The sequence below is a fragment of the Pseudoalteromonas sp. 68 DY56-GL68 genome (assembly GCF_041414825.1).
Lineage (GTDB): Bacteria > Pseudomonadota > Gammaproteobacteria > Enterobacterales > Alteromonadaceae > Pseudoalteromonas.
The window spans coordinates 209,781-226,977 of record NZ_JAOCZL010000006.1 but is presented as its reverse complement, the minus strand read 5'-3'; the positions used below and the strand labels follow the sequence as shown (position 1 = coordinate 226,977).

At 41.1% G+C, this 17,197-nt stretch carries 10 protein-coding genes and 1 pseudogene; 8 read left to right on the top strand and 3 right to left on the bottom strand.

The features are described from left to right. Positions 1-41: 41 nt before the first annotated feature. Together NYF15_RS01765 and NYF15_RS01760 are read left to right on the top strand one after the other, a co-directional pair. Entirely contained in the window at positions 42-1,655 is a 1,614-nt protein-coding gene (locus tag NYF15_RS01765) for a sensor domain-containing diguanylate cyclase (protein ID WP_371352571.1), read from the top strand. A 50-nt stretch (positions 1,656-1,705) separates the two neighbouring features. Beyond that, a complete protein-coding gene (locus NYF15_RS01760) occupies positions 1,706-2,407 on the top strand; it encodes a M15 family metallopeptidase (protein ID WP_371352570.1) in 702 nt (233 codons plus the stop codon). 1 nt (position 2,408) lies between these two features. Here NYF15_RS01760 and NYF15_RS01755 read toward each other — a convergent pair whose 3' ends face one another. After that, on the bottom strand, positions 2,409-2,903 hold the full coding sequence (locus NYF15_RS01755) for a hypothetical protein (RefSeq protein WP_371352569.1): 495 nt from the start codon (positions 2,901-2,903) through the stop codon (positions 2,409-2,411). 124 nt (positions 2,904-3,027) lie between these two features. Between NYF15_RS01755 and NYF15_RS01750 the strand changes: the two genes are divergently transcribed. Beyond that, positions 3,028-7,041, top strand: a complete 4,014-nt coding sequence (locus tag NYF15_RS01750) for a rhombosortase-dependent M36 family metallopeptidase (RefSeq protein ID WP_371352568.1) — start codon at positions 3,028-3,030, stop codon at positions 7,039-7,041. Between the two features lie 126 nt (positions 7,042-7,167). Here NYF15_RS01750 and NYF15_RS01745 read toward each other — a convergent pair whose 3' ends face one another. Both NYF15_RS01745 and NYF15_RS01740 read right to left on the bottom strand, forming a co-directional pair. Continuing rightward, entirely contained in the window at positions 7,168-9,333 is a 2,166-nt protein-coding gene (locus NYF15_RS01745) for a M3 family metallopeptidase (RefSeq protein WP_237119305.1), read from the bottom strand. Between the two features lie 15 nt (positions 9,334-9,348). Further along, positions 9,349-10,284, bottom strand: a complete 936-nt coding sequence (locus NYF15_RS01740) for an endonuclease/exonuclease/phosphatase family protein (protein ID WP_371352567.1) — start codon at positions 10,282-10,284, stop codon at positions 9,349-9,351. A 129-nt stretch (positions 10,285-10,413) separates the two neighbouring features. On the opposite strand from NYF15_RS01740, the gene NYF15_RS01735 reads away from it, so the two are divergent. From NYF15_RS01735 to NYF15_RS01715, 5 genes and pseudogenes are all read left to right on the top strand, one after another. Beyond that, a complete protein-coding gene (locus tag NYF15_RS01735; protein ID WP_371352566.1) occupies positions 10,414-11,745 on the top strand; it encodes a dihydroorotase in 1,332 nt (443 codons plus the stop codon). An 11-nt stretch (positions 11,746-11,756) separates the two neighbouring features. Then, the gene (folE2, locus tag NYF15_RS01730) at positions 11,757-12,641 is read left to right on the top strand and encodes a GTP cyclohydrolase FolE2 (protein WP_371352565.1); all 885 of its coding nucleotides are present in this window, start codon (positions 11,757-11,759) and stop codon (positions 12,639-12,641) included. Positions 12,642-12,755: 114 nt separating this feature from the next. After that, a complete protein-coding gene (locus NYF15_RS01725; RefSeq protein ID WP_371352564.1) occupies positions 12,756-14,915 on the top strand; it encodes a S46 family peptidase in 2,160 nt (719 codons plus the stop codon). Positions 14,916-15,100: 185 nt separating this feature from the next. Further along, entirely contained in the window at positions 15,101-15,742 is a 642-nt protein-coding gene (locus NYF15_RS01720) for a thermostable hemolysin (RefSeq protein WP_237119300.1), read from the top strand. Beyond that, positions 15,739-17,196, top strand: a pseudogene (locus tag NYF15_RS01715) (AMP-binding protein); the annotation flags it as partial. The gene NYF15_RS01720 and the pseudogene NYF15_RS01715, both read left to right, overlap by 4 nt. Position 17,197: the final 1 nt, after the last annotated feature.

Below are 17,197 nucleotides of genomic sequence, written 5' to 3'. Positions count from 1 at the left end.
GTACCCGATGCGGATATTGGGTTTAATATGAGAAAAATACCGTGCTTAATAGTCTTAGAACAGGTTTAAACCTGCATCGTTTAATTTTGTTGCTAGCATTTTCAGCAACGCTGATTACTTTTCTTAATAGTTATTACTCAAGTTACCAAGTTCAAAAACAGCAACTTATTAATGAAACTTTGAATAACCATAAAGCTTATGCTGCAAAATTGGTGTCAGCCACAGATAACTTTTTGCTAGCTGCTCAACAACAGCTTGCTTATGTTGGTAAAATATTAGAGACAGATTTTAATAACCAAGAGTTAATTAATGCAGAAACCGAACGCTTAAGGTTACAAACCAATAGTTTTAATTCTACGATTATTGTAAATAAAAAAGGCAATATTTTAGGCGTGTCTCCAGCGTCATTAAACTTACAAAACCTCAAAGTCGACAGTTTTGGAACTAAAGCCGCTTTATCATACCGTAGGCCAATGATTAGTGAGCCTTACATTTCCATGGCCGGCAACCTACTAATTTTTATGTCACAGCCTTTGTTTGATAAAACAGGGGAGTTTATTGGCTATGTAGGTGGTACATTGTATTTAAAACGCGCCAGTATTTTGAATGAATTATTGCAAGTTCATTATTATCAAGATGGCTCATACTTGTATGTTGTTGATGAAAATAATCGCTTACTTTACCACCCTAATAAACATCGTATAGGCGAGCAAGTATTTGATAATAAAGTTATTGAATCGGTTTTAAGTGGTCACGCTGGCACACAGATCGTTAAAAATAGTCAGGGGATTGAAATGCTCGCTGGGTATGCACCCTTGTCGGTGGCTCCATGGGGAGTCGTCACGCAAAGACCCCTTCAAAGTACACTTGCGCCACTTGATAATCTTATGTGGCAGGTCTTTTTACGTACAGCACCTATCGGTTTGTTTACTTTTATACTTATTTGGGTGTTAGCAAGACTTATTTCACAGCCACTGAAACAGCTGGCAGAAACAGCAAGCACATTAGATAGACCTACAACATCGCAAGAGCTCAAGCAACTTCGTTCTTGGTATTATGAAAGTAACGAGTTAAGAAATGCAATGCTCAAAGGAGTTGGGCTTTTGCAAAGTAAAATAGGCCTACTGAGGCAGGAAGCGCAGACGGATCCCTTGACTTGCCTGCACAACCGAAGAAGTTTGGATATCAGGTTAAGCCAGTTGATGGCACAGCGATGCCCATTTGCAGTTTTAGCAATCGATATAGATCATTTCAAGCGAGTCAATGATGAGTTTGGCCATGATATTGGGGATTTAGTGCTGCAATCATTGGCTAAATTATTAGTTGATGCAACGCGAGAAGGCGATGTTGTCGCTCGCACAGGTGGGGAAGAGTTTATTGTTATTATGCCAAAGGTTACGGCAAAACGTGCCTATCAGCTTGCTGAACGCTTAAGAATGCAAGTGTCTGAATATTATATAGAACCTGTGGGCTGTATTAATGTGTCGATTGGTATTTCAGGCTGGCCTTTGGAGCAGCTTAGTATTGAAGATGTGATGAAATTAGCTGACCAAGCACTCTACAAAGCTAAAAAAACAGGTCGAAATCGTTGTGTACTTGATGCCACCTTTTGCCAAGATCTTCCACTCGTGTCTGAAGTGCCAGTATTGGAATAAGTTATTTTATATGTAATAGTAAATACCATTAGGTTATTTTGGAAAATCACATGGTATCCATCAGTTCGTCTCGTTTAATGAAAATGGCTTGTGTGTTGAGTGTCATTTTACTCAATACATCGCTAGTGCAAGCTAAGACGAGTGAGAATAAGCGGAGTGAGTTTATTGATGTTGGTGAACTCCTTCCTAACGCGGTTTTAGATATTCGCTACTTTGGGCGTCATAATTTTGTGGGCGCTCCTATTGATGGTTACACTGCGCCTAAATGTTTATTGCACAAAACCGCAGCGAATGCGCTTAAAAACGTACAAAAGGCGGCTCAGAAAGAGGGGTTGAATTTAAAAATATTCGATTGTTATCGTCCACAGCGCGCTGTTGATCATTTTGTACGTTGGGTTAATGATTTAAGTGATACGCGCACCAAAGCTGAGTTTTATCCTAACCTTAATAAAGATCAGCTGTTAGGTGATTATATTGCTGCTAAATCAGGCCACAGCCGTGGCTCAACCATTGATTTAACGTTAGTAGATGCATATGGTGTTGAGCTTGATATGGCATCACCGTTTGACATGTTTGATACGCTTTCAAATACGGATGATCCTCGAATTAGTGCCACTCAAAAAGCTAATCGTTATAAGCTTAAAACACTTATGAGTGATGCGGGTTTTGCTCCGTATTCAATGGAGTGGTGGCATTTCACTTATCAGCCGCAGGCTTACCCTGCGACTTATTTTAACTTTGTAATAAAATAAATTAACGTATTTCGTTAATGGGTGTGTAATCCACAGCAATTTCAACAATACCGACTTCTGGGTATTTTTCTAATTCAGTTTTGACTACTTTTAAATCAGTACCTTTATCGACAAAAAAGCTGTACGTATGCTCAGCTACCTTTTTTAATTTATAGGTGTCTAGTAGTGCTAAGGATGCTTCTTCGGTTTTGAGTGTAATAAATACAGTGCCTGTCACCGTACCTTGCTCTGAATTTGCGTGGTTAAAGACGATGGTTCCTTTTAAAAGCTGCTCAGAGTTATAAGTTAGTTTTTCACCATTGTTATTAACAGAACGACTGTTCGTTTTCGTTAACTCTTCTGTTTTTTTTGTTGTGGTTTGTGGTGTGTTTTGCTCTTTTTGAAGAACTGTGTTTTTAGGTGTGTCTTCCTTTTTATTTACATTATCACCTTCTTGGCAACCCAAGGTTAACATGGATAACACTATAATTAGTTGTATTTTATTAATCTGGTGCATCTAATCTCCTACTATTGTTACTTTTGTTTACAGTTTTTACTGTTTTTTATTAACAGCTTTAGGTACATTATAGTTGGTTAAATTGTTAACCAAAATTAAAAATATAACAACAGGGAACTTATGCATGGCTAAATTTAAAGTAAGCGCTGTAGCAACATTAGTAACGGCTATTTTGGCATCATCACAAGTACAAGCAAGTGAACAAACTCGCTTCTACAGTGCCTCTAGTACAAGCTCACACGCGCAATTCAACCCACAAATAACTCAGCAACGTGCATTAGCTGAGCGCCGCACTGTATCGGGTCATAAATCTATTTTTGATGCTCAATTAGGCAAAGCGACATTCTTATGGCAGGCTGTTGGTCAAGCGAAACCAGATATGTCAGTTGTTTTACCAGAGCAACGCAATGCTTACGCTGCAGATTTTTATTTAAATGCGCTAACGGGTGTAAGTACAGCTAAGAAAGGTGTATCAAGTGCAGTATTAACTGATTTATCTGAGCAAAAACTGGGCTCAATCACGGCTAAATACAAGCAAAAAGTACATGATATTGAAGTATTCAACCGTGAATACAACTTAATCATGGACAAAGAGCAAAACTTAGTAGCTGGCTCTGGTTACTTTGCTAACGTTAGTTCTAATGCGACTAAATCATTTGCACCACTTGCTAAATTTGTGGGTGCTGAGCAAAGTATCAAGCGCGCTATTAAAGAGCTAGCAGATATCAATGTTTCGCTGGTTAAGTCTACAGAGCAAGGTGACTATGTTAAGTACAATGTAACTAACCAAAATGGTGAAAAAGTTGTCGTTGGTCAACCACGTGCGAAGAAAGTATTTTTTGAAGTTAATGGACAACTTGAGTCGGCTTATTATGTTGAAGTTGAAGTTGCCGATAAAAATAGTCTAGATAGCGACTATTTCAGCTACGTTATTGGTGCTGACAACAATAAGGTTTACTTCAAAAAAGACTTAAAAGCACACGCGGCAGACTTTAATTATCGTGTATGGGCTGATGCAGATGGTTACCCTTGGGAAGGTCCACACGGCGACGTAATCCCAGCTGACGGCCCTGATCAAGTTGATGAAACTGAAATCCTAGATGCGCCTTTAGTTAGCTTATCTTACTACAGTAAGCTGAGCACAATGGACCCTTGGCTTGAGGATGATGCAACGACTACATCAGGTAATAACGTTTTTGCGTATGCTGATGTTATTGCACCACAAGGTTTTACTGAGGGTGACTTTACGGCTGAAACAACGTCTGATTATACTTTTGACTACCCATATCAAGTTGATCAGGTTGCTAATAGTTATGACAACCGTAAGGCAGCTATCGTTAACTTGTTCTACATGAACAACTTCTTACATGATTTCTTTTATGATCATGGTTTTGACGAAACATCAAATGTTGCACAAGTATCTAACTATGGCCGTGGTGGTGTAGAAGGCGATCCAATTGAAGCGCAAGCACAAGATAACAGCGGTCTAAACAACGCAAATATGTCTACACCAGCAGATGGTGCAAGCCCTCGTATGCAAATGTATTTATACAACTCAAAAGATGCGAAAGTAGGTGTAGACTTTGGTGTTGTAGTTACATCTGATGAAACGATTGGTCTTCTTGAATCAACGCAAGTTTCTGGTTTTGGTCAAGGTCAGTTTGCAGACGTAGCCGCTGAAGTTGTTCGCCTAATCGATGGTAATGATGTTGATTCAGGGAGTGTAACGGATGGTTGTGAGCCTGCGACTAATGCAGCTGATTTAGCTGGTAAAATTGCTTTAGTTGACCGTGGTTCGTGTAACTTCACTGCAAAAGTATTCCACGCTCAAGAAGCGGGCGCTATTGGTGCAATCGTTGTAAATAATGATCCTAATACCGATGATCCTGCACCTATGGGCGGTGAAGATGATGCTGTGCTTATTCCAAACATGGGACTTAACTTTGCTGACGGTCATAAAATGTATGACGCGATAGATGCAGGTAATGCTGTAACTGTAAACATGTTTAACAAAGCAACGTTAAAAGATGGCACATTAGATAACGGTATTATTGCACACGAATGGGGTCACTATATTAGTAACCGTTTAGTCGGTAACTCGTCTGGTCTTATCAACTTCCAAGGCCGTGCCATGGGTGAAGGCTGGGGTGATTTCCACTCACTTATGTTTATTGCTAAAGCAGGTGATATCAACATTCCTGGCAACGACAAGTTCCAAAAAGCTTACGGTAGCGGTACATTCGTAGAAGACTTCTATTTTGGTATTCGCCGTGTTCCATATTCTACAAACATGGAAGTAAACCCACTGTCTTTCCGTCACATTACTGAAAATGCAGGAACGGACGTTGGTATCGCGCCAACAAATGTGGCTTCGCCTCATGCTGCCGGTGAAATTTGGGCAACAATGTTGTGGGAAAGCTATGTTGCACTAATTAACGAGCATGGCTTTGAAGAAGCACAAAACCGCATGGCTAACTACCTTGTTGCGGGTTATAAATTGACACCAATTGCGCCGCTATACACAGAAGCACGTGATGCAATCCTAGCTGCTGCTTATGCTGTTGATACAAACGATTACGAGCTTATTTTAGGTGCATTTGCTAAGCGTGGTATGGGCTTAGGTGCTGTTGCTCCAGAGCGTTTCAGCACAGACTTAACCGGTGTGGTTGAATCTGATGATATGGAGCTTGCCAGCTTTACTCTTAAAGATGTGAGCGTAAACAATAACTTTAACGGTGCAGAGTTAGGTTATTGCTCGAATGATAACATTCTAGATAAAGGTGAAACCGGCACACTAACCGTGAGCATTACCAATACAGGTAGTGAAACACTGACAGGTACACAAGCACAGTTGAGCGTTGTTAGTAACCATGATGTTACTTTTGAAAATGATGGCTTAATCACGTTTGATGAGATGACTCCATTCACATCGGCTACAAGTGCGCCTATTAAATTTACACTGAATGATGCGGGCACCGCAGATACACTTGAGATTCAAGTGTCATTCCCAGAACTTTCTGCTGATGATGAAATTGTTGAAGCAGCAAGCGAGACACTCTCATATACGGTTAACATGGACTTTGAAGCAAAAGCACCTGTAGGTTCTCAAACTTCAGATAACATGGAAGTCGCAGCGACGTCACTACATGACTTTAAAGAAAACGTAATGACGGGTGGTGACCTAGCAGAGGGCACTCAAAGTATGGCTAATGATGGCAACGTAGCCTTTTTCAATACCTTTGGTTTTGGGCTTGGTGAGCAAACCATGTACCTAAATAACAATGATTTTGAATCAGACGTTGCTGTTGAAACTAAAGAGTTTGAGATTGGTTTTGCTGGCGAGTTTGCAGTGTCATTCTGGCACTTCTATCTAATTGAAGAAAATTGGGATGGTGGTGTTGTTGAAATCAGTGTAAATGGTGGTAATTGGGTTGATGTAACTGAAATGGGTGGCACATTTGATGTTGGCTATGATGGTCCGCTGACTGAAAATGATGCACAGGCAATTCAAGACCGTGATACGTTTACAGGCAATAACATTGATGAGAACGGTGCGTATGGTAATTACGAAACAATTCGATTTGGAACTGAATTAAATGGTAACCGCGCGAAGCTTCGTTTCCGTTTATCGTCTGATAGTGCAGTAAGTGAGTTTGGTTGGTGGATTGATAATGTGTCATTTACCAATGTAACAACACCGATACTATCAAATGTTATCGCGGGTGATACTTTTGCATGTGATAATGCAATGCCAGTTATTAGCGTGTCTGGCGATGAAAGTATTTCTGAGTCTGCAACAGGTACGTTAAGCGTAACTGCAACTGATCGTAATAGTGATGATGAATTAACGTATGCTTGGACGCAAGTGAGTGGTTCAGCAGCAACACTATCAGGCGAAGATACTGCAACATTAAGTTTCACTCCAGGCTCAATCTCAGCAGATGAAGAGGTCGTCTTTGAGGTTGTTGTTAGCGACGGTGTTGCATCCGTGTCAGAGCAAGTAACGGTTGCTGTTACAAATGAAGCTGAACCTGTGGTTGAAACCCCAGAGCCTAGAAATTCAAGCAGTGGTAGTTTTGGTTTCTTGACCTTACTACTTGCTCCATTAGCGTTAGTAGGTCGTCGCCGCAAACGCTAAGTTAATTATCAGACAGTGATAAAAACAAAGCCCTTACAGTTTTCTGTAAGGGCTTTTTTAATTTATGCTGACTTTGTATTTTCTTACCTGCCCATGTCAGGGCAAGCAAAAAGTTGCATTACAAAACTATTGAACCGTCGCTTTTAAACCGCGGCGTTTTAATAACGCTGAAGTGTCTGGCTCTTGGCCTCGGAATGCTTTATACGATTCCATTAAGTCGCGCGAGTTGCCCATTTCTAAAATTTCTTTACGGTATTTGTCACCCATTTTGCGAGTTAAACCGCCTTGCTCTTGTACATAAGCAAAGGCATCAGCTGCTAAAATTTCACTCCACATATATGCGTAGTAACCAGCTGAGTAGCCGCCACCCATAGAGTGTGAGAAGAATGCTGATTTATAACGTGGTGGTACAAATGGTACATTTACACCATGTTTTGTAAGTGCTTGTTGCTCAAACTCTTCAATGTCTTGTAATGGTGCATCTGCAGGCAGTGAGTGCCATTCCATATCAAGAAGTGCAGCAGCAACATATTCTAACGTATCAAAACCTTGGTTGAAGCTACGTGATTGGATTACTTTTTTCAGTAACTCATCAGGAATTGGTTCACCTGTTTTATGGTGTTTCGCATAGTTTGCGATAACTTCGGGATACATTGCCCAGTCTTCTTCGAACGTTGACGGGAATTCAACGAAGTCGCGTGATACCGACGTACCTGAAAGCATAGGATATTTTACTTTTGAGAACATGCCATGTAAGCCGTGGCCTAATTCGTGGAAAATAGTCGTCGCTTCATCATAGCTGATAAGCGTAGGTTCACCATTAGCACCTTTTTGGATGTTCATTACATTAACAACAACAGGCTTTTGTTCTTTAAGGCCTGATTGTTTTACAAATGAGCTCATCCATGCACCGCCACGCTTACCTTCGCGAGCAAAGTAGTCAGCAAAGAAAATGGCTAAGCTGTTACCGTTTTCATCAAAAAGCTCATAGGCTTTAACATCAGGATGGTAAACTGGAATATCGTTACGTGGTTTGAAAGTAATACCGTATAAACGGTTCATGGTGAAGAATACACCGTCTTCTAGCACACGATTAAATTCAAAGTATTCTTTAACTGCATTTTCGTCTAGGTTGTACTTATCTTTACGAACTTGTTCTGCGTAGAATAACCAATCCCAAGGTTGTAGTTTGAACTGTTCACCTGACTCATCGATCTTAGCTTGGATTGCTTCAGCCTCTGCATTGACGTTTTGCATTAACGCAGGGATCATACCAGCAAACATATCAAATACTGCCTGCGGCGTTTTCGCCATTTGTGACTCTAGTCCGAATGCCGCCCAGCTATCATAACCAAGTAGCTTAGCTTTTTGAGCACGTAACTGAGCAAGTTCTGCAACGATTTCACGGTTACTGTTTTCACCAGAAAGTGCACGCTCAGCTGAAGCACGCCAAATTTTTTCACGTAAATCACGGTTTTTAAGTGTCGCTAAAATAGGTTGGCGTGTTGTGTTGGTGATCTTAATTAGGTATTTGCCAGAGTGGCCAGCTTCTGTTGCTGCATTAGCAAGTTGTTCGATTTGACCTGCAGGTAAACCTTCAAGCTCAGCTTTGTCATCAACAAGCACAACGTTCGTTTTAGTCAGTGCTAATAAGTTCTGCGAAAACTGAGTCGTTAAGCTTGAATGTTTTGTATTAATGTCACGGATCTGCTGTTTTTCTTCTGCGGTTAGTTTCGCACCGGCACGTACAAAACGCTTGTAGTAAACATCTAAAAGACGTTTTTCTTCAGCGGTTAATGCTAGTTTATCTGACTCAGCATATACAGCGGAGACTTTCTCAAATAAGTCTTTATTTAAAAAGATATTGTCGTTATGTGCAGCAAGCTTTGGTGCGAGCTCTTTTTGTATTTCACGACGTTTAGGGTTTGAATCACTCCCTGCTAGATTATAAAAAATGCTGCGGGTGCGAGTCAGTAATTCGCCACTTAGCTCAAGGGCAACAATGGTGTTTTGAAAGTCAGGCTTAGCTTGATTGCTAATGATAGCTTGTACTTCAGCCATTTGCTCTGTCATGCCTTTATTGAAAGCAGGCATAAAGTGCTCATCTTTAATTACACTAAAGTCAGGCGTTTCGTATTGTAATACGCTTTTTACTAATAATGGGTTTGCTTGCTCAACGTCAGCCGTTGTTGCAACTTGTTCAGTTGTTGTTTTATTTTCTGTTGTTTGTGGCTCAGAACATGCCGTTAATAATAACGCTGAGCTAATCGCGGTTGCGAGTACGTGTTTCATTGTTTTCTCTTTCTTTTAAAAATTAAATTGCGCTGATAAAGCACAGTGATCGCTTAACATATGATCTGTGTTGTAATTGTGAAATTTCACAGAAGATGGCACCAAAGCGCGCCTCATGGAAGCTGATGTCACAATGTGATCAATGGGCAAAGGGTACTTTGGATGACAACCTACTACACCATCTGTTGCGATAAAAAGGTTATTAGCTGCGATAAGTGGCGAACCATCACTATAATCTTTTTTATTTTTATAGTCAGAAGCTGCTAAAAGCTCAACTCTAAAATGGTTATCTGTGGCTGTTAAATGATGGTTAAAATCACCCAGTATAAGCCAGTTTTCGCGAGCTAAGTTTTGCTGGGCTAGGTAGCTTTTTAAATACTCAGCTTGTTTAGCGTATATTGCACAATTTGATTTATTTGATACTTCATAATTTTCAACAAAGCAGCCACTTTTCATATGAACATTAAGTAAGTTTAATGGTTTACCCGCTTGTTCAATTTGTAAGTGAATCGCTTCTCTTGCACCCACTTTCGCTTTAGCTAACTCACTTAGGTGGTTAACCTGTTTTATTAAAATAGGCTTTCTCACCACGAAGGCGACTTTTTGTTGTGTTGATGCTTGCTTGTTTTCTCTACAAGTGTAACTGGGCGAATCAGTTCGTGATGACATGATTATTTGCCATTTTGAGTCAGGAAATATTCGTTCAACAGCCGCCAGAGAGTCAACTTCTTGAAGTGCAATTACATCTGCATCAAGTGATTGAGCGTATTGGCGCATCTGAGTGTAACTTTCAGTGTCTCTGGCTTTACAGCCTTTACCATTGTGAGCTGCTAAGTGTTCGGTGTTCCAAGTGACCACGCGTAAGCTTTTGGCATTTGCAAAATTACTATTTATAACTGATAGCAGTAGTAATGCCAAGCTAGTCAAATGCGGATGCTTAATTATTTTCATCTATGACTATTACCTAAGAATAATGATGTGGTATGTTATATTGTAACAATTTAATCTGCAATCAATCTTGCCATGGAGTGCATTTTTTTACGATAAGTTGCAAATGTTGCTGAATAAGCAAGGAGTCGTATGGCTATCATAATTAAACATGCCTGCGTTGTTAATGAAGGACAACGTGGATCACATGATATAAAAATTGTTGGTAAACGAATAGTTCAAATCGCTACTGATATCACAGCCAACGTTAATGATCAGGTGATTGATGCGAACGGTTTATTGCTGTTACCTGGTATGATCGATGACCAAGTTCATTTTAGAGAGCCTGGCCTTACCCACAAAGGTACGATTGCCAGTGAATCTGCCGCTGCTGTGGCTGGTGGCATTACCAGCTTTATGGAAATGCCTAATGTTTCACCCTCGACCACCACTGCAAAAGCATTGGCAGATAAATACGCAATAGCGGCGCAAACCAGCGCTGCGAATTATGCGTTTTACTTTGGCGCAACCCCTAATAACCTCGATGAAATTAAAGCCCTTGATGCCAAAATGGTATGCGGCGTTAAAGTATTTATGGGGGCATCAACGGGGGATTTACTGGTTGAACACCCTCACGCTCTAGAGGCTATTTTTCGCGAAAGCCCCGTACTTATTGCCACCCATTGTGAGCAAGGTGAAGTGATTCAACAAAATCAGCGCCGTTTAGCAAAGCGCTATGGTGAGTTACGAATAGAACATCACCCATTAATTCGTGATGAGTTAGCATGTTATGCATCATCATCGTATGCGGTATCGTTGGCAAAGCGTTATGGTTCACAGCTGCATGTTTTACACCTTACAACGGCAAAAGAGCTAGAACTATTTAGTAACGCACCCATAGAGCAAAAGCACATAACTGCCGAAGCTTGCGTGCATCATTTGTGGTTTAACCAAGATGATTACGCAAACTATGACAATCAAATTAAATGTAACCCCGCCATAAAATCAGAGCAAGATCGCCAAGCGCTACTCTCAGCAGTACGCGATGGTCGCATTGATATTATTGCCACCGATCATGCCCCTCATACTTGGCAAGAAAAGCAGCAACAATACAGTGCTGCGCCAGCAGGCCTCCCTTTAGTTGAGCATGCATTACTGTCGTTACTTGAGCAGGTAAAACATGGTGAGTTAAGCCTTGAGCAAGTTGTTGAAAAAACGGCACATAACGTGGCAAAGCGGTTTGCTATCGAAGAGCGGGGCTTTATTAGAGAAGGTTATTTTGCTGATTTAGTTCTGGTTGACCCAAACGCAGAAAAGCACGTTGAGCACACAAACACTCATTACTTATGTCAATGGACTCCATTTAGTGGCACCACCTTTTCACACCGAATAACACATACCTTTGTAAATGGTGAGTGTGTCTTTGATGGGAAGCACGTATACCCGCACAAACAGGCCGCTATGGCCTTAACATTCAATCGTTAAAAGAAGTTGATATGCAATTACCCGATATTACCTCGCACTCTAATGTAGATTTTCAGTCGCCTTTAAAATGGGTGGGCATGGAAAAAATAGCATTGCCTTTGAAGCTTGCACAAACTCATGTTGATGTGCACCTTAATGCCAAAGCTGATGTGTTCGTTAGCCTTGATAGCAATGCTAAAGGCATTCATATGTCGCGGCTTTATTTACTACTTAATCAGCTATTGGCTAATCAAAGCTTATCGACTCAACGTATTAACGAGTTTATGGAGGCCGTTTTAGCATCACAAAAAGGCTTAAGTAAAGGCGCAAAACTAGTGCTGCATTTTGATTTACCACTGCTAAAACCAGCGCTCTTGAGCGACCATGCAGGTTATAATGCTTACCCTGTTGTATTAACGATTACAAAGCAACAATCACTCACCATTAACTTAAAAGTTGATATTGCCTACAGCAGCACCTGCCCATGCTCAGCGGCATTATCAAGGCAGCTATTGAGCGAGGCAGTCGATAAACAATTTAGCGATGCGAGTATAGATAAAGCATCTTTACTCAATTGGCTTGCAAGTGAACAGGGCTCAATTGCAACTCCTCATAGTCAGCGCTCTTATGCCTACGTTGATGTCACCTTTAGTAGTGAAAAACTACCTGATATTAGCGGCTTTATCACCGTATGTGAGCAAGCCATTGGTACCCCAGTACAAACCGCTGTTAAACGTGAAGATGAACAAGCATTTGCAGCCCTTAACGCAAAAAACTTACTGTTTTGTGAAGATGCGGCAAGGCGATTAAAACAATGCTTCGAAACCATGCCGAGTATTGCTGACTACCAATTTAAGGTTGAGCACCAAGAAAGCTTACATGGCCACAATGCCGTGGTTCATGAGTCTAAGTATTAGAACTCATAGCCTTAAGTGTTTACAAATTTTGACAAAGGTAGTCGCAAATCATTGCTATTAATAAAAACAAGGTTAATGATATGCCTGCCAAAAATATTATAAAAAAGGATGACTATGCGTTTTAAATTTATTGCTGCTGCAGTGGGTATTGCTGTCGCAAATGTTGCCGTTGCCGACGAGGGCATGTGGCAACCTCATCAACTGCCAGAACTTGAATCAGTTTTAAAAGCGAAAGGCTTGAGCATTGATGTAGATTCAATTTCAAAACTGACTGAGTTTCCGATGAATGCGGTGATCAGTCTTGGCGGTTGTACGGCTTCGTTTGTATCACCAAAAGGCTTAGTTGTAACAAACCATCATTGTGCCTATGGTTCGATTCAATATAACTCGACCACCGAAAACAACATTTTAGAAAATGGCTTTTTAGCAAAAAAGCACAATGATGAAGTGCCTGCAGCCCCTGGTTCTCGTGTTTATGTAACCGAGGAAGTGGTTGAAGTAACTGATAAAGTAAACAAAGGGACTGAACAGCTAACCGGTAAAGCACGCTTTGATGCTATTCAAGCAAATGAAAAAGCACTTGTTAGTGAGTGTGAACAAGACAAGAGCTATCGCTGTAATGTGTATACTTTCCATGGTGGTCTTGAGTATTACCTAATCAAATCGCTTGAAATTAAAGATGTACGTTTAGCGTATGCGCCAGCGATGGGCGTCGGTAAATACGGCGGTGATATCGACAACTGGATGTGGCCGCGTCATACCGGTGATTTTTCGTTCTATCGTGCGTATGTTGGCAAAGATGGCAAGCCTGCTGAATATTCAGAAGACAACGTGCCGTACCAAAGTGATGCATTCTTAAAAGTGAGTGCTAAAGGCGTACAAGAAGGCGATTTTGTGATGGTGACCGGATACCCAGGCAGCACAAACCGTTACCGAATTTCGCCTGAAGTTGATTACGTGTTTAATACAGCTTACCCATTAGCACGTAAATATAACTCTAAATATGTCTCGTTGATTGAAGAAAATGCCTCGGAGGGTTCAGAGGCACGAATCGCTTATGAAAGCACGATTGCTGGTTACAACAATTACATTAAAAACTATGGCTCAATGATTGAGAGCTTCAATAAAGGCTCAATGTATAGTCGTAAGCAACAATTCGAAAAAGATCTCACTGCGTGGATCAATGAAGATAGTAAACGCAAAGCTAAATACGGTCATGTACTTGCTGATTTAACGGCGCTAGTTGCTGAGTCTCAAGAGCATAACCAGCGCGACCGTATGTTAGGTTACGTACACCGTTCACAAATGATGTCATCGGCTCGTATGCTGTATCGTTTAGCATATGAAAAACAAAAGCCAGACGCTGAACGCGAAAGCGGTTATCAAGAGCGTGATATGCCACGCATTAAATCACGTTTAGAAAGCATGAGTCGTCGTTATGATGAAACCGTTGATAAAGCTATCTTACTGTACTTTATTGAGCAATATGCCGCATTACCAAACGATGAGCGCGTTGTAGAAGTCGATAAAGCGCTGGGTTTAACAAGCGGTTTTGATAAGCAAAAACAACAAGCGTTACTTGATGATATGTATGCTAAATCGGTTCTTGCAGATGAAAGCAAACGTTTGTGGATGGCAGATCTTGACTTTGCTCAGTTAAAGCAAAGTAGCGATCCATTTATTCAATATGCACATGCTGTTTTTGCCGTTACTAAAGACATGGAGGATGCGAAAAAAGAACTGGCTGGTAAACAGCAAGCTGCTCGCCCTGCATTAATGGAGGCAATCATAGCTTATAACAAGGCGCTTAATAAGCCTGTTTATGCAGATGCTAACAGCACCCTGCGTGTAACTTACGGTACGGTAGGCGGCTATTCACCGCAAGATGGCTTAGTGGCAACCCCCTTTACATCTTTAGAAGGACTGCTTGCTAAAAATACCGGTGTTGAGCCATTCAACTCACCAGAGAAACAAAACGAGTTAATTAAGCAAAAGCTTTATGGCGATTACACCGGCGGTATGAATACTGTTCCGGTTAACTTTTTATCGAACGTAGATACCACAGGTGGTAACTCAGGCTCTCCAACGTTAAACGGTAATGCTGAGCTCGTTGGTTTGTTATTTGATGGTGTTTACGAAAGCATTATTGGTGATTGGGATTACGATGAAAACTTAAATCGCTCAATTCACGTTGATTCACGATACATGTTGTGGGTGATGGATAAAGTTGATAATGCTCAAAACCTACTTAAAGAGATGACTATCGTTAAGTAATCTAAGTTTAACATTAATTTAAGTATTAAAATGCCAGTCAAACAGACTGGCATTTTTGTTTTTATAAAAATAAAAACATTAAATTTCATAAGGTTGAAAAATATTTATAAAAATTAATTTTTCTTAAGTTTTATTTAAGTTTCGCTCGATAAATTTTACACATAACCTAAGTGGAGCGAACAATTATGCTTTCAGTTCAACAATCACATCAAACTCAAGTTCAAGAGCCTGCCTTTGTTTGCACGCGTGAAGGAGGTCAATTCCGTGACCGTCTTGAGCGTAATATCAAGCAAGGTTTTGCTGCAGCTTATGACGCGAAAATTTCGCAGTTCATGCCGCTTCTTTGTGAGCTTAATGTTGATGATGAAGTATGTACGTTAGGTCTTCGCTCTGCATCACAACCTTTGTTTATTGAACAATACCTCCCTGCGTCTATTGAGCACTTTGTTGGTGCCAAGCGTGAGCACATTTTTGAGCTAGGTAATTTATGCTCAACGCATCGAAAAGCCACCTTGGCACATTTTGTTTTAATGAATGAAGCGCTCTATCAAGCGGGCGCAAAATATTTAGTGTTTTGTGCAACCCGTAAAGTGAGAGCGCTATTAAAAATGCTGGGTGTAAATTGCAAAGAAATCGGTGTTGCCAATGCACAAGCACTACAAGATCCAGCAAGCTGGGGTAGCTATTACGACAATCAGCCAACCATTTGTGTGGTTGACCTAAACGAAGCACATCAACGTGTATTAAATACCCCCGTTTTATTCAATATCAAACAGCAGTGTTTACAGTCATCCCTTGAATTGGCTGTCTATTTGGAGGCGTTATGAGCTGGTTAACACAGTTACCGCATAAGGGTAGCGACACCTTGATGGTTTGCTATCAAAGTGAGGGTGTGCGCTCACTAACTAAACAAGAATTTACTGAACAAGTGACTCGTTTACTGTCTACTTTGGCTGAATTTGATGCCCAGGGGGTTGCTTATCAATTAGATAACACACCCGCTTGGTGTGTATTAGAAGCTGCGCTTAGCGAGCTTAAAAGAGTGGCGATTCCACTACCAACGTTTTTTACTGCCCAGCAAATTGCGTTTGGTTTGCAAAACAGTGGGGCAGGGTTATTTGTATGTGACCGTGCATACGAAGGTGAGTATGCAAAATTAGTGGCGCTAGTGGATGTATGTAAGCATTACCCTTTATATGTTTATCAATTGAGTAATACACAGTCTGTACCTTATTTTGCAAACACGCAAAAGATTACCTTTACGTCGGGCTCAACGGGCACACCTAAAGGGGTGTGTTTATCGCTTGAGAGTCAAATGCAGGTAGCGACATCACTTTACCAAAGCATTGGTTTAGAAAAACCAAACCATTTATGTTTACTGCCGCTACCGGTTTTACTTGAGAATTTAGCGGGTGTGTATGCGCCGCTATTAGCAGGTGGCACAGTTAACTTAGTGCCTTTAGCGGAACTTGGTTTTTCTGGTGCACAGTTACTTGAACCACGCAAATTGATAGCAGCAATTGAACGCACTGAGCCAAATACCCTTATTTTAGTGCCTGAGTTACTGACTTGTTTAGTGGCTTTTGCAAAGCAAGGCTGGCAAGCACCTACAAGCTTAAAGTTTATTGCTGTAGGTGGCGCGGTTGTAAGCCAAGCGCTTATTAAGCAAGCCCGTAAGCTCGGGTTACCCGTTTATCAAGGCTATGGTTTATCTGAATCTTCATCGGTGGTGAGCCTAAATACACAGACTGATGATGATATCGACACCGCAGGGCGAGTGCTAAAGCACATTCAATACAAAATTGAAAATGGCCAGCTTTATATCAAAGGCTCATTGTTTTTGGGGTACTTAGGTCAAGCCGCGCAAAATGCTGACGATTGGTATGCAACCGGCGATCTCGTTACTGAGCAAGCAGGTCGCTTGATTATACAAGGCCGCTTGAAAAATCAGCTGATCACCAGCTTTGGGCGCAATATCAGTGCCGAGTGGCCAGAGTCGTTATTGCTTAGCCACAGCCAAGTACAACAAGCGGTGGTGATTGGCGAAGGCCAGGCATTTTTAGCCGCGCTTATCTATGCAAACCAAGCGATGAGTGACGCTGAACTTGCTGCCCATATTACGGCACAAAACGCGCAACTACCCGAATACGCACAGATCAGAAAATGGCATCGAATGGCAGAGCCTATGAGCCACACGCAAGGTTTATTAACCAGCAATAATCGCCCTAAACGCGATGTTATTAATCAATTTTTTGCTACAGAGATTTCAGCACTTTATCAAG

Coding starts and splice junctions, on each gene's coding strand:
- NYF15_RS01760 (WP_371352570.1), top strand. CDS start 1,706: ATGGTATCCATCAGTTCGTCTCGTTTAATGAAAATGGCTTGTGTGTTG.
- NYF15_RS01720 (WP_237119300.1), top strand. CDS start 15,101: ATGCTTTCAGTTCAACAATCACATCAAACTCAAGTTCAAGAGCCTGCC.
- NYF15_RS01740 (WP_371352567.1), bottom strand. CDS start 10,284: ATGAAAATAATTAAGCATCCGCATTTGACTAGCTTGGCATTACTACTG.
- NYF15_RS01735 (WP_371352566.1), top strand. CDS start 10,414: ATGGCTATCATAATTAAACATGCCTGCGTTGTTAATGAAGGACAACGT.
- NYF15_RS01750 (WP_371352568.1), top strand. CDS start 3,028: ATGGCTAAATTTAAAGTAAGCGCTGTAGCAACATTAGTAACGGCTATT.
- NYF15_RS01745 (WP_237119305.1), bottom strand. CDS start 9,333: ATGAAACACGTACTCGCAACCGCGATTAGCTCAGCGTTATTATTAACG.
- NYF15_RS01755 (WP_371352569.1), bottom strand. CDS start 2,903: ATGCACCAGATTAATAAAATACAACTAATTATAGTGTTATCCATGTTA.
- folE2 (WP_371352565.1), top strand. CDS start 11,757: ATGCAATTACCCGATATTACCTCGCACTCTAATGTAGATTTTCAGTCG.
- NYF15_RS01725 (WP_371352564.1), top strand. CDS start 12,756: ATGCGTTTTAAATTTATTGCTGCTGCAGTGGGTATTGCTGTCGCAAAT.